This window comes from Marivita sp. (genome assembly GCF_022763305.1).
In the GTDB taxonomy this organism is placed as follows: domain Bacteria; phylum Pseudomonadota; class Alphaproteobacteria; order Rhodobacterales; family Rhodobacteraceae; genus Marivita.
In genome coordinates, this window is sequence record NZ_JALEGT010000053.1 from 1 (window position 1) to 12,714 (window position 12,714).

Genomic DNA, 12,714 nt, shown 5'->3' on the forward strand with positions numbered 1-12,714 from the left:
ATCCCGATGGCTATACGCTAGGCACGTTCAACCTGCCTGCGGCATTGGCCCTGACGCATGACCGCGAGGCGGACTATGACGTGACCAGCTTCACTTACCTTGCAAATTTTGTAGAGGACCCGAACACAATTACCGTCGCGGCCACGTCGCCATTCGACTCCTTGGGCGACCTGCTCGATGCTGCCAAGGCTGATCCCGGGGCGATCACCGTAGGCCTGTCGTCACTGGGTGGGAACGATCACTTCTCGGCCAACATGATGGCGGCGGCCTCTGGCGCCGAGTTCACGCTGGTGCCGTTCAAGGGGGCGTCGATGGCGCGCACGGCGATCATGGGCGGGCACGTGGCTGCAGGGACGATGACCCTTGGCCAGACCACGAATTTCCCCGACGAGCTGCGTGTGCTAGCTGTGTTGAGTGACCAGCGTTCGCCCTTCCGACCTGATGTGCCGACGGCGAAAGAACTGGGCTTCGACGTGCAGATGTCGTCGCTGCGTGGCATCGTGGCGCCAGCCGGTCTCGACGAAGCAACCACCGAGCAGTTGCGTGCAGCACTGACAGCCGTGAACGACAACCCCGAGTTCCAGGCGATGATGGCCGAACAGGGCAACCCGATCGCCTTCATGGTTGGTGAGGATTTCGCTGCCACGGCAGCAAAACAAGACGGCGTGGCCCGGACAATCTGGGAAGAAACCCCCTGGAAATAACCCATGCGCCGGGCTGCACCGCTCGGCACAGCTTTTTGAACACTGGAGGAAACAATGACGTTCAAAACTCTTGGCGCTGTCGCGCTGATCGCTGCATCCGGTACCGTCGCCTGCGCCGACGACTGGACTGCCTACACCTATTCATCCGTCTCCACGACATCCGCGGTCAAAGGCATGAATCGCATCGCCGAGCGCGTTGCGGCTGAAACCGAAGGCGACCTGACCATCGACCTGCATTTGGGCAAGACTCTGCAGATCGCATCCGCCGACATCACGCAGGCCGTGGGTGACGGGATCATCGACATGGCGGCTGACTTCTTCTTCTCGGGTTCGGTGCCGCTCGCGCGTGTCCTGAACCTGCCCATGCTGATCGAGAACGACGAGGAATGGGCGGCCGCATACGCTGCGATGGAGCCGACGCTGGTCGAGGCTTTTGCAGATCAGGGCGTGGTGCTGCTGGGGAGCTACCGCTATCCGGAACAGACCATCTTCACCACGTTCGAGATCAATTCTCTCGCCGACCTTGAAGGCCACAAGATCCGTGTGACCTCGCCTGAGCAAGGCAAATTCATCGAGGAATTCGGCGGTGCACCGATCACGCTCTCAGGCTCCGAAGTCCCCACCTCGCTGGAACGCGGCGTCATTGAGGGCGTTCTGACAGCGTCTGCCGGCGGTGCGAAGAACTGGCACGAATTCCTGCCTTTCAACTACCGCTTCGCCGTCAACTACGGCAACTCGATGATCATCGCAAATGCTGACAGTTTCGACGCGTTGTCCGAGGACACGCAGGCAGCATTGCGTGCCATCGTCGCCGAAGAGGGCCCCAAGACGACCGAAGCTTTCCTCGAAGATGAAGACGTGCAGAAGAAGGCCCAGTCCGAAGCCGGCATGACCCTGGTCTCAATGGCCGATGGCGACGCGGCCGCGGCCAATGCGAAGCTCGCACCCTTCTGGGAAGCCTGGGCCAAGGAAAACGGCCCCGAATATGAAGCGGCACTTGCCACCGTGCGCGAAGCCATCGGCAAGTAAGATGCACCTCGAAAGCAACAAGGGGCCGGTGTCCGCCGGCCCCCTCTTTGATGCGGTGGCCAAGGTCACAGGCCTGATGACCGGGACGGTGCTGGTCGCTCTTGTCTCGCTTGTCTGCCTCGAAGCCTTCCTGCGCGGGGCCTTCAACCATTCGCTCGGCTTCGCGGAGGAACTGACCGGCTATGGCGTGGTCTTCGTGACCTTCTTCGGCGCCGCCCTGTCGCTGCGTGGCTCAAGCATGTTCCAGGTTCATTTCCTGCTGGATCAATGGCCCGAGGGCACCCGTCGCTGGCTGATCCGCGCCTTCGTGCTGATCGCGCTGATCATCTGCGTCATCCTCGCGTGGAAGACCAAGGACTTGATGTTGTCCTCCTTGTCTCGCGGTAAGTTCGCGCCGACCGTGCTGCGCACGCCGCTCTGGATTCCGCAAATCATGCTGCCGCTCGGGTTCTCTGTGCTGGCCTTCTTCCTGGTCGAGAAGTTGCTTCTGACCTTTCGCAAATCCGAGGACACCTGAATGGAAGCGATCCTCGCCTTCGGTCTGCTGATCGGGCTCATCCTTGGCGGAATGTGGGTTCAATTCGCCGTAGCAGGCGCTGGCCTGACCTATATCTGGCTGCTCAAGGGCTTTGCTGGCTGGAAGGCGCTCGGCCTTGTCAGTTGGGGCGCTGCGAACAGCTTTACTCTGGCCGCCATTCCACTCTTCGTATTAATGGCCGAGATCCTGCTGGGCTCGGGCCTTTCCACACGCCTCTACAACGGCGTGGCACCCTTCATGCGCCGCTTGCCGGGGGGTCTCCTGCACACGAATATCGCAGGCAGCGGCATCTTCGCGGCGATCTCGGGCGGCTCTGCGCCGACCGCGGCGGCGATGTCGACCGTCGCTCTGCCCGAACTCTCTGCGCGTGGCTACAACAAGCGGCTGGTCGCCGGATCGTTGGCCGCCGGTGGCACGCTCGGCATTCTGATTCCGCCGTCGATCACCATGATCATATACGCCACCTTCACCGAGACCTCGATCGCGCGATTGTTCGCGGCCGGTCTTATCCCGGGGATTGCCCTCGCATTGTGTTACATGGGCTTCATCATCTTGCGGGTAAAGCTCAACCCGGCTCTCGCCCCCAAGGTCGAAACCAAGGCCAATGCCGGTGACCTTGGGCGCGCTCTTCTCGATATCGTGCCCTTCCTCATGCTGATCGTCATCGTGCTGGGCAGCATCTATGGCGGGTTTGCGACCCCGACCGAGGCCGGAGCCGTGGGCACCGTTGGTGCGATCCTGATCGCGGGGCTGTATCGCAAGGTGTCCTGGACCCTTCTGAAAGATGCGCTTGCGCGCACGGCCTCCATGAGCGGGAACATCCTCTTTATCGTCTTCACCTCGATGATCTTTGCCTATGCAACCGCGCTGTCCGGCATTGGCGAGGATTTGGTCGGTATGCTGGAAAGCGCCAATGTCTCGCGCCTCACCTTCCTGCTGATCATCATGGTGGTCTTTGCGATCCTTGGCTGCTTCATGGAAGGTCTCGGAATGATCGCCATCATCGTGCCGGTGATCTTTCCGGCGCTGCTGGCGCTGGACGTCGATCCGATCTGGTTCGGTGTCTTTGTCGTGATCTTGGTGGAACTCGGTCAGTTGACACCGCCACTGGGAGTGATCCTGTTCGTGGTGGCATCCTCATCTGACGAGGTAAAGGTCGAGGATGTGATCATGGGTACCTTGCCCTTTTTCATCATCATCGTGTCCTTCATGCTGCTGCTCATCGCCGCGCCGCAAATCGCGCTTTTCCTGCCGGAGTTCACGTTCGGATGACCCATACCTATCCCTTCCCCGAACCGGTGATCATCGACGCAGAGGTGTTCACTGAGTTGCCCGACAGTTTGCGTCGCACCGGTCAGTCGTCCTACTGGGCGGAAAAGAACCGACGCGGTGCGCCTGCCGACAGCTTCCTTGAGGGGCCGTCCTTCGACCGCGATGGCAACCTTTACTTCGTCGACATCCCCTTTGGGCGCGTGTTCAGGGCTGATCCGGCCGGTCAGATCACCCAGATCGCCGAATATGACGGCCAACCAAATGGGTTGAAAATCCATCGCGACGGGCGGGTATTTCTTGCGGATTACCAGAACGGCATCATGGTGCTGGATCCTGACACGGGCACCGTAAGCAAGGCCCTTGGCGATGCCGACACCGAGAGCTTCAAGGGCTGCAATGATCTGCATTTCGACCGACATGGCGCGCTCTACTTCACGGATCAGGGCCAGACGGGGCTGCAAGACCCGACGGGCCGCGTATGGAAATGGGTCCCGGAGACGGACGCGCTGACTTGCCTGATCGACAAGGTGCCCAGCCCCAATGGCCTTGTGCTGGATCTGGCAGAGCACGTGCTCCTCCTCGCGGTGACGCGGGCCAACGCGGTCTGGCGCCTGCCCATGTCGCCCAGCGGTCGGGTCAACAAGGCGGGGCTGTTCATCCAGTTCTCCGGCGGGCGCGCGGGCCCCGATGGCCTTGCGCTGACGTCTCAGGGCGGCGTCGTCGTGTGCCAGACCGGCATGGGCCTGGTCTGGGTCCATGACGTCCTGGGGCGGCCCATTGCCGTTGTGCGGAGCCCTCGCGGACTGGGCACCACCAACTGTGCCTTTGGCGGACCGGACGGGCGGACGCTGTTCATCACCGAGTCGGACAGCGGCAGTATTCTGAAAGCCGAGTTCCCGGAAGATTTGAGCATCGCCGGAGCGCCGATGTTCTCGGGCGCGTTCTAGACGCGATGCCGACCCGTGGGGCCGAGCTCTGACAGCTCCCGCGCGACCTGCACCGAAATGATCCGCGCCGGGCATGCAAAAAGCGCTCGCGAATTGCGGCATGCCTTGTCGTGGTGTTGACAGGAACGCCCCCAGCTTCGCGTGCTCGTGAATTCCCCGTAGAAACCGCACCAGAAGCTGGTTGGGAAAAATTCATCCGTAAGCCGTTCTGATTTGGAGGCCACGCTGTTCGGCGGCACGCCAACACAGCAGAACCGTTCCATCCGCCACCAAACACCTTTTCATCTCAAACGCTCTCGCAGCGAACAGCGCCAATGTAGGCGAAGCTGTCGTCTGCAGGGACATCATCAGTTGGCAGGTATGAGCCGACACCGTCTGCGTATTGAACTCTGAAAAATGGTGCCCGGGGGCGGAATCGAACCACCGACACGAGGATTTTCAATCCACTGCTCTACCCCTGAGCTACCCGGGCACGGGAGAACGATCAACGTTCGGGTGGCGGCGTTCTATGTGAGGGTTCGGGGCGTGTCCAGTGGGTTTTCGTCGGAATTCGCAAAAAGCGTCAGGGTGCGGCTGAAGGGGCGGTGGTGGACGGAAATCGCGTGCCGGGGGCTTGTGTTCGGCAGGGGGATGTCCAAGCTGCGCGCATGGAGCCGAACTTTGCATATGAAGAGTGTTTGCACGGGGCAGGGCAACTGCGCGTTGCCGGTGTGGACGAGGCTGGACGAGGGCCACTGGCGGGGCCCGTTGTTGCGGCGGCGGTTGTTCTCGATCCCGCGCGACTGCCAGATGGGCTGAATGATTCCAAGGCGTTGACCGTGTCGAAACGCACGGCGCTGTTGCCTCTGATCCTTGCGCAGGCCGAGGTCGGGATTGGTGAGGCGAGCGTTGCGGAAATCGACGAAATGAACATCCTGCGTGCCAGCCATCTCGCGATGTGCCGCGCCATCGAGGCGCTGCCTTCGGCGGCGGATCATGTCCTGATCGATGGCAACCTGATCCCGCGTGATCTGACCCTCCCGGCAACGGCCGTAGTCAAGGGAGACAGCCTCTCCTTGAGCATCGCAGCGGCCTCAATTGTGGCCAAAACAAGGCGTGATGCGATCATGTGGGATTTGGCGCAACAGTATCCCGGCTACGGTTGGGAGCGAAATCAGGGATACCCCACGAAGTGTCACAAAGAAGCCCTTCGAAATCTTGGTGTCACCCCACACCATAGACGTTCCTTCAAGCCGGTGCACAATATCTTGTGACAAGCTGAAAACATAACCGCTTGATTCAAAAAAGAAATTGACCGCGAATCGGCTTTGACTCATCTTTTGAGCCAATCACAGAGCGCAGCAACCGCGCCGGGACGATAGGCAGAGAATGACAAAGATGACCAAGCCGAACAGCGCGGATGCGCTGCCGATCAACACGATTCTTGCAGGGGACTGCATTGATATCATGAACGGATTGCCCGCCGCGTCGGTCGATCTGATCTTCGCGGATCCACCCTATAACCTGCAGCTCAAGGGCGATCTTCACCGTCCGGACAATTCGCTGGTCGACGCGGTGGATGACGAATGGGACCAGTTCTCAAGCTTCAAGGCTTATGACGACTTCACCCGTGCGTGGCTGAAGGCCGCGCGTCGGTTGCTCAAGCCCGATGGGGCGATCTGGGTCATCGGATCCTATCACAACATTTTCCGCGTCGGCGCCGCCCTGCAGGACGAAGGATACTGGATCCTGAACGACGTGGTCTGGCGCAAGTCGAACCCGATGCCGAATTTCCGCGGCAAGCGGTTCACCAACGCGCATGAGACCATGATCTGGGCGTCCAAATCGGAAGGCGCGAAATACACGTTCAACTACGAAGCGCTCAAAGCCTTGAACGAAGGCATCCAGATGCGGTCGGACTGGGTTCTTCCGATCTGCAACGGGGGCGAGCGGCTGAAGGATGCGGCCGGCGACAAGGCCCACCCGACGCAGAAGCCTCAGGCGCTCCTGCACCGCGTTCTGGTCGGATCGACCAAGCCGGGCGACATCGTGCTCGATCCGTTCTTCGGCACGGGTACGACCGGCGCCGTTGCCAAGATGCTGGGTCGCGACTGGATCGGCATCGAGCGCGAGGCAAAGTACCGCGAAGTCGCGGAAGAGCGGATTTCCCAGGTGCGTCGTCTCGACAAGGCGTCCCTCGAAACCGCCACAAGCAAACGCGCCGAACCGCGCGTGCCTTTTGGCCAGCTTGTCGAACGCGGCATGCTGCGTCCGGGTGAAGAACTGCTGAGCATGAACGGGCGCCACAAGGCCAAGGTCCGGGCCGACGGCACGCTGATCGGCAATGACATCAAAGGCTCGATCCACCAGGTCGGCGCGCATCTCGAAGGCGCGCCAAGTTGCAATGGCTGGACCTATTGGTGCTTCAAACGCGATGGCAAGACCGTGCCCATCGACGTGCTTCGCCAGCAGATCCGCGCCGAGCTCAGCTGAGGCCATACGAACACCGCCGGTGCCTGCGGCCATGATCCCCGCGGCACTACACCTTGCCCCGCCGGTTTTCGGCGGGGTTTTTTGGTCTGCGATGCTGCAGACGTTCAGGTGCCACCGATTTCCGTGGCGGTGTGGCGCGCTCGGTCTATAACATCCTGCACTGCCAAAAACTGCCGATCAGGCACAGAACAAGACGACGGAGGGACACAGAATGAAATGGGCCAGAGCACGTCTCGCGACAGGCGAGACACAGTTCGGAGTGATCACGGGGGACATGTTCGAGCCACGCAGTGCTCTTGGTGCGGACGACGCAGCCGGAGATCCGATGTCGGTTGCGGATGTCACGCTGCTGCCGCCCGTCGTGCCGGGCAAGTTCATCGGCCTCTGGAACAACTTCAAGGCGGCTGCCGAAAAGAACGGCAACGAACACCCGTCGCATCCGCTCTATTTCTTCAAGGCGGATACCTCGCTCTCTGGTCCCGGTGCCCGTGTCGCGCTGCCCCAGTCTGCCGGCCGCGTGATCTTCGAAGGCGAACTTGGGATCGTCATCGGCAAGGCCTGCCGCAATGCCTCGCTCGAGGACGCGGCAGAGGCGATTTTCGGCTATACCTGCATCAACGATTTCACATCGCTCGATGTTCTCAATGCCGACCCGTCCTTTCCGCAATGGACCCGCTCCAAGAGCTTTGACGGGTTCGGCGTTGTGGGCCCGGTGATCGAAACGGACCTGGACTGGCGCGACCTGACCGTGACTGTGCTGGTCAATGGTCGCGAGCGGCAATCCTACCCGGCGTCAGACATGATCCTCACACCGGTGCAAATCGTGAGCCTGCTGTCGCAGGATATGACCCTGAATCCCGGTGATCTGATCGCCTGCGGAACCTCGCTTGGGGCGCGACCGGTCAAGGCCGGGATGGAGGTGGATGTCGTCATCGAAGGGATCGGCTCGCTGGGCGTCACCCTGGTGGAGCCGGGCGCTGCCTGATTGCGACCCCGTGCACCGGCCGCAGATGTCACGATCTGGTGGCGGATGGCGCGGGAAAAGCTTGCTTGGATCACGCAGTTCACCACAAAACTGCGTGAAACCGGCATTACGGCATTGAACCAAATGGGCTTTTGGCAGTTTGAATAGACTCGATAATGCTGTTTTCTGGTTCCGTTGAGTGATGGGGCCAATTCGACTGAAAGGCTGCCCATGTTGAACCGTCGTCAAATGATTGCAACCACCCTGTCCACGCTTGCCGTGCCGGCGCTTGTTGGCCCTGCCATGGCCGCGCCCAGCGAATGGGACAAATGGGATGCGCAGGTCACACCTGCGAATTTCGATCTCGGTTCGACCAACCCCTGGGGACTTCATCCCCGGTATCTTCCGCAGCGTGTGCAGGCGAATGCAGGTCTGCGCCCGGGCGACATTCATGTCGACGCCGTGGCCCGCTATCTCTACCACATTCAAGAGGATGGTACGGCGATGCGCTACGGTGTGGCGATCGGTCGGGATGGGCTTTATGAGCCGGGCGTCTACACGATCCGCCGCAAGGCTAAATGGCCGGGCTGGACCCCGACGCCCGCCATGATCAAACGCGAGCCCGACAAGTACGCCCGTTGGGAAGACGGCATGCCTCCGGGGCCTGAAAACGCGTTGGGGTCGCGCGCGCTCTACCTCTATGTCGGCAATCGCGACACCTATCTGCGCATTCACGGAACGCCCGCGCCACGCTCCATCGGCACCCGCGCCAGCTCCGGTTGCGTGCGCATGGTTATGGCGCATATCAACACGCTCTACGATCAGGTCGATACCGGCGTGACGGCGTATCTCTATCCGACGGACGGCGGGCGGCTCTAGGCCGCCCCGTCGCTCAGCTTTGCGGGCGAACGCAGATCGGGCTGCCGTTGGATGTCCGCAACGGCAGTTCCGTTGTCTCGACGGGCCCGCGATGCGTGTACCAGTAACAGCCGTCCTCGGCCCGGACACGCGCTGTCGTCAGGTCCTGATAGGGCGCGGCAATCGTTGCCACGGATTCGGGCACGGTGATGCGGGCAGAGCCTGACGTTCCCCCCGACGACGGTACAGGTTCACAGGCCGCCAGACCCAGCAGGGTCAGGGGGGCCACGAGGAAAGCCTTGGCTCTGGTCATATCGTACTCATTCCGCTGTGGTCTTGCGCCTGCGAAACTTGCACTAGTCCCCTGACGCCGCAAGACCATCCAGAAGCATGGTGCCTGAGGCATGGCAAGGATGCCGCATGTTTTCGATCCGGCCTCGCCCGCTACCCGAGCAGGTGATGGGCCGACGAGACATTGAAGTTTCCGTCGCCCGATGTGTAGATAGCCGCAGGCGTGACTAAGGCATCCAGCCGTTGCGTGATATCCCGGTTCGGAGGCCAGCTTGGACATACGCGCAATCCTGATGGGACTGGCTTTCGCGGCGATGTGGTCCTCGGCCTTTACCTCGGCGCGGATCATCGTGGCGGATGCGCCGCCTTTGATGGCGCTTGCCCTGCGCTTTGCCATTTCCGGGGCACTCGCGGTTCTGCTCGCCCGACTGATGGGCCAAAGCTGGCAGCTGACACGGAACCAGTGGAAAGCGACGATCATCTTCGGCATCTGCCAGAACGCGCTGTATCTGGGCCTCAACTTCGTGGCGATGCAGCGCATCGAAGCGTCCCTCGCCGCCATCATCGCCTCATCCATGCCCTTGCTCGTAGGCGTCGCCGGATGGGTCTTCGCAGGTCAGCGCATTTCTCCGCTTGGGATCATCGGTCTCATCGCCGGATTCTGTGGCGTCGTCATCATCATGAGCGCGCGGCTGGGCGCCGGGGCGGATCTGCTGGGCGTCGGCCTGTGTATCCTCGGGGTGATCTCTCTGACCGTGGCGACCCTTTCGCTCAGGAACGCCAGTTCGGGCGGCAATTTCATGATGATCGTCGGCCTGCAAATGCTGATCGGCAGCGCGGTGCTCTGGCCCGTCGGTCTGGCGCTCGAAACCGCGACGGTCAACATGTCGCTCAAGCTCGTGCTGGCCTTCGCTTACACGACGCTGGTGCCCGGCCTTGCCGCGACGCTGGTCTGGTTCTGGCTGGTCAACCGCATCGGTGCGGTCAAGGCGGCGACATTTCACTTCCTCAACCCGTTCCTTGGCGTGGCGATTGCCGCCGTGATCCTGTCCGAGCAACTGGGCGCGATGGACATCCTTGGCGTGGTGATCATCACCTTCGGCATTCTGGCGGTTCAGATTGCGCGCCAGACGGGTGGGACTGAAACAAACGCCACAGCGAAGTGAAAACGCGTCAGCACTTGTTTGAGTGACACATCGACAGATTGCGGACTACGCATCATGTCATGGAAATCGTGTTTGCGTATCTCGCGGGTCTGCTGACCCTGATCAACCCTTGCGTGATCCCCGTGCTGCCCATTGTCCTTGCGACGGCGGTACAGGCAGATCGGCGCGGCCCTCTGGCCCTGGCGGCAGGCATGAGCCTGTCCTTTGTGGTCCTGGGTGTCAGCGTCACGGCCTTTGGCCACCTGATCGGCCTGACCGTCGACACCTTGGCGCAGATCGGTGCGTGGCTGATGGTGGCCTTCGGTCTGCTGCTGCTGGTGCCCAAAGGCTCAGCCGTCATGGTTGCTGCCACATCCAGTCTTTCGGCGCGGGCCGATGCCGGGATGAACGACCTCGACGGGCACTCCCTGCGGGGCCAATTCGCTGGTGGCGCTTTGCTCGGCGCAGTCTGGAGCCCCTGCATCGGCCCGACCCTCGGCGGCGCCATCGCGCTGGCCAGCCAGGGACAGAGCCTTGGTCATGTCACCCTCATCATGACCGCTTTCGCGCTGGGAGTGTCGAGCTTCATGCTCGCGCTGGCCTATGGCGCACGCGGCTCAATCGGCCGGCACACTGCGCGCCTCCGTCAAATCGCGATGGCCAGCCGCCCGGTGCTGGGTCTGGCCTTCCTGCTGGTCGGCACCGGCCTGCTTCTGCAATGGCACCATGCGATTGAAATCTGGCTGCTCGACAGCATGCCCGCGTGGCTCGTCGATCTGTCCGTTCGTTTTTGACCCAAAAGGAGACTGCTCAATGGACCGCCGTACGTTTCTAACCCTCAGCGCCGCATCGCTGGTTGTGCCCTTCGCCGCTCAGGCCGAAGCCCTGTCCTACACACCCGGATTGGTGCAGGAAAGGCTGGCCAAAGGCGAAACCCTGTTTCTGGATTTCACCGCAAGCTGGTGCTCCACATGCCGGTCGCAGGGGCGCACTATCAACGCTCTGAAAGCGGAAAACCCCGCCTATGCGCAGGCCGTGACCTTCATCGACATCGACTGGGACACCTACGGCACATCCGAACTGGCGCAGTCGCTCAAGATCCCGCGCCGGTCGACGCTTGTGGTCCTGAAAGGCGATCAGGAACTGGGTCGGATCGTCGCCCAGACCGGAACGGCGCAGATCAAGGCGCTGATGGACACGGCGCTGGCCGCATCCACGTCCTGACCTGATCAACCGATCTTGCCCCGGTTCTCGCCCACCTGCCCACGATGCAGAAGCAGGTGGTCGAGGATCACGCAGGCCATCATCGCCTCGCCCACGGGCACTGCACGAATGCCGACGCAGGGGTCGTGACGGCCCTTGGTGATGATTTCGGTCTCTTCACCCGACTTGGTGATCGTCTTGCGCGTCGACAGGATCGACGAGGTCGGCTTGACCGCAAAGCGCACAACGATGTCCTGACCGGTGGAAATTCCGCCCAGAATGCCGCCCGCGTGGTTGGACGAAAACTTCGGCATCCCGTCATTGCCCATGTAGATCTCGTCCGCATTCTGGGTCCCGGTCAGCATCGCCGACGCCATGCCCTCACCGATCTCCACGCCCTTGACCGCGTTGATGCTCATCATCGCGGCCGCCAGATCGGTATCCAGCTTGCCATAGATGGGCGCGCCCAGCCCCGCAGGCACACCCCGCGCCACCACTTCGATGATCGCGCCGACGCTTTCGCCCGACTTGCGCAACCCGTCGAGGTAGTCGGCCCAATCTGCCGCCGCCTTGCCATCGGGCACCCAGAACGGATTGTTCTCGATCTCGTCCCAGTCGAACCGGTCCCGGTCGATCCGGTTCGGACCCATCTGGGTCATGTATCCGGTGATCTGCACGTCCGGCAGCAGCGCCTTGATCGCCTCGCGCGCCAGTCCACCCGCCGCCACCCGCGCCGCCGTTTCCCGCGCCGAGGACCGCCCGCCGCCGCGATAATCGCGGATACCGTATTTCTGCCAATAGGTGATGTCCGCATGACCGGGGCGGAATTTTTCCATGATGTCGGAATAATCCTTCGACCGCTGGTCGGTGTTCTCGATCATCAACTGCACCGGCGTCCCGGTGGTCTGGCCTTCGAACACACCCGACAGGATTTTCACCTCGTCGGGTTCGCGCCGCTGCGTGGTGAACTTGTTCTGACCCGGTTTGCGCCGGTCAAGCCAGTGCTGGATCATGCCCGCATCGATCGGCACACCCGGAGGGCACCCATCCACCGTCGCCCCAAGCGCAGGCCCGTGGCTTTCGCCCCATGTGGTGACACGGAAGAGATGTCCGAATGTGTTCAGGCTCATTGCGCGGGTCTCCTTGGCTCTGACGTTCCTAGGGCAGGGCGGGGTTGGTCTCAAGGTGTTTCGAATGGGCTGCGCCCATCCGAGGGATGCGAGGGGCATCGTCCATTGTTCTTGAACCAATGGCGAACAATTCCCGATCCCTCGCGCTCCCCGGAGTTTAT

The 12,714-nt window shown here is 61.7% G+C and carries 14 protein-coding genes and 1 tRNA gene; 12 read left to right on the plus strand and 3 right to left on the minus strand.

Going from position 1 to position 12,714, the window contains the following annotated elements:
* The 5 genes from MRY75_RS10315 to MRY75_RS10335 all read left to right on the plus strand — a co-directional run.
* A partial coding sequence (locus tag MRY75_RS10315) for a tripartite tricarboxylate transporter substrate binding protein (protein WP_292307532.1) occupies positions 1–704 on the plus strand: 704 nt, incomplete at its 5' end.
* Positions 705–758: 54 nt separating this feature from the next.
* Positions 759–1,733 carry a TRAP transporter substrate-binding protein DctP gene (gene dctP / locus MRY75_RS10320; RefSeq protein ID WP_292307534.1) on the plus strand — a complete coding sequence of 325 codons (975 nt, stop codon included), beginning with the start codon at positions 759–761 and terminating at the stop codon, positions 1,731–1,733.
* Position 1,734: 1 nt separating this feature from the next.
* Complete coding sequence (locus MRY75_RS10325) at positions 1,735–2,250, plus strand: TRAP transporter small permease (RefSeq protein WP_292307536.1); 516 nt, start codon at positions 1,735–1,737, stop codon at positions 2,248–2,250.
* Positions 2,251–3,543 carry a TRAP transporter large permease gene (locus MRY75_RS10330; protein ID WP_292307538.1) on the plus strand — a complete coding sequence of 431 codons (1,293 nt, stop codon included), beginning with the start codon at positions 2,251–2,253 and terminating at the stop codon, positions 3,541–3,543.
* Positions 3,540–4,490 carry an SMP-30/gluconolactonase/LRE family protein gene (locus MRY75_RS10335; protein WP_292307540.1) on the plus strand — a complete coding sequence of 317 codons (951 nt, stop codon included), beginning with the start codon at positions 3,540–3,542 and terminating at the stop codon, positions 4,488–4,490. The genes MRY75_RS10330 and MRY75_RS10335 overlap by 4 nt, the downstream gene beginning before the upstream one ends.
* Before the next feature lie 397 nt (positions 4,491–4,887).
* On the opposite strand, the gene MRY75_RS10340 is transcribed toward MRY75_RS10335, so the two are convergent.
* Positions 4,888–4,962, minus strand: a tRNA-Phe gene (locus tag MRY75_RS10340).
* Positions 4,963–5,137: 175 nt separating this feature from the next.
* Here MRY75_RS10340 and MRY75_RS10345 point away from each other — a divergent pair.
* From MRY75_RS10345 to MRY75_RS10360, 4 genes are all read left to right on the plus strand, one after another.
* Positions 5,138–5,743 carry a ribonuclease HII gene (locus tag MRY75_RS10345; protein WP_292307542.1) on the plus strand — a complete coding sequence of 202 codons (606 nt, stop codon included), beginning with the start codon at positions 5,138–5,140 and terminating at the stop codon, positions 5,741–5,743.
* A 115-nt stretch (positions 5,744–5,858) separates the two neighbouring features.
* Complete coding sequence (locus MRY75_RS10350; RefSeq protein ID WP_292307545.1) at positions 5,859–6,962, plus strand: site-specific DNA-methyltransferase; 1,104 nt, start codon at positions 5,859–5,861, stop codon at positions 6,960–6,962.
* 211 nt (positions 6,963–7,173) lie between these two features.
* Positions 7,174–7,947: a fumarylacetoacetate hydrolase family protein gene (locus MRY75_RS10355; RefSeq protein ID WP_292307547.1), complete on the plus strand. Its 774-nt coding sequence runs from the start codon at positions 7,174–7,176 to the stop codon at positions 7,945–7,947.
* A gap of 210 nt (positions 7,948–8,157) precedes the next feature.
* Positions 8,158–8,805, plus strand: coding sequence for a L,D-transpeptidase (locus MRY75_RS10360; RefSeq protein ID WP_292307549.1), 648 nt, complete (start codon positions 8,158–8,160; stop codon positions 8,803–8,805).
* A gap of 13 nt (positions 8,806–8,818) precedes the next feature.
* Here the strand turns inward: MRY75_RS10360 and MRY75_RS10365 are convergent, their stop codons facing one another.
* Positions 8,819–9,097 (minus strand): hypothetical protein, encoded by a 279-nt coding sequence (locus MRY75_RS10365; RefSeq protein WP_292307551.1) that lies wholly within the window; start codon positions 9,095–9,097, stop codon positions 8,819–8,821.
* Positions 9,098–9,347: 250 nt separating this feature from the next.
* Here MRY75_RS10365 and MRY75_RS10370 point away from each other — a divergent pair, with 250 nt between their 5' ends.
* The 3 genes from MRY75_RS10370 to MRY75_RS10380 are packed head-to-tail and all read left to right on the plus strand — an operon-like array spanning position 9,348 to position 11,444.
* Entirely contained in the window at positions 9,348–10,241 is an 894-nt protein-coding gene (locus tag MRY75_RS10370) for a DMT family transporter (protein WP_292307553.1), read from the plus strand.
* 59 nt (positions 10,242–10,300) lie between these two features.
* The gene (locus MRY75_RS10375) at positions 10,301–11,014 is read left to right on the plus strand and encodes a cytochrome c biogenesis CcdA family protein (protein WP_292307554.1); all 714 of its coding nucleotides are present in this window, start codon (positions 10,301–10,303) and stop codon (positions 11,012–11,014) included.
* Between the two features lie 19 nt (positions 11,015–11,033).
* Positions 11,034–11,444 carry a thioredoxin family protein gene (locus tag MRY75_RS10380; RefSeq protein WP_292307556.1) on the plus strand — a complete coding sequence of 137 codons (411 nt, stop codon included), beginning with the start codon at positions 11,034–11,036 and terminating at the stop codon, positions 11,442–11,444.
* 5 nt (positions 11,445–11,449) lie between these two features.
* Here the strand turns inward: MRY75_RS10380 and aroC are convergent, their stop codons facing one another.
* On the minus strand, positions 11,450–12,553 hold the full coding sequence (aroC, locus tag MRY75_RS10385; RefSeq protein ID WP_292307558.1) for a chorismate synthase: 1,104 nt from the start codon (positions 12,551–12,553) through the stop codon (positions 11,450–11,452).
* Positions 12,554–12,714: the final 161 nt, after the last annotated feature.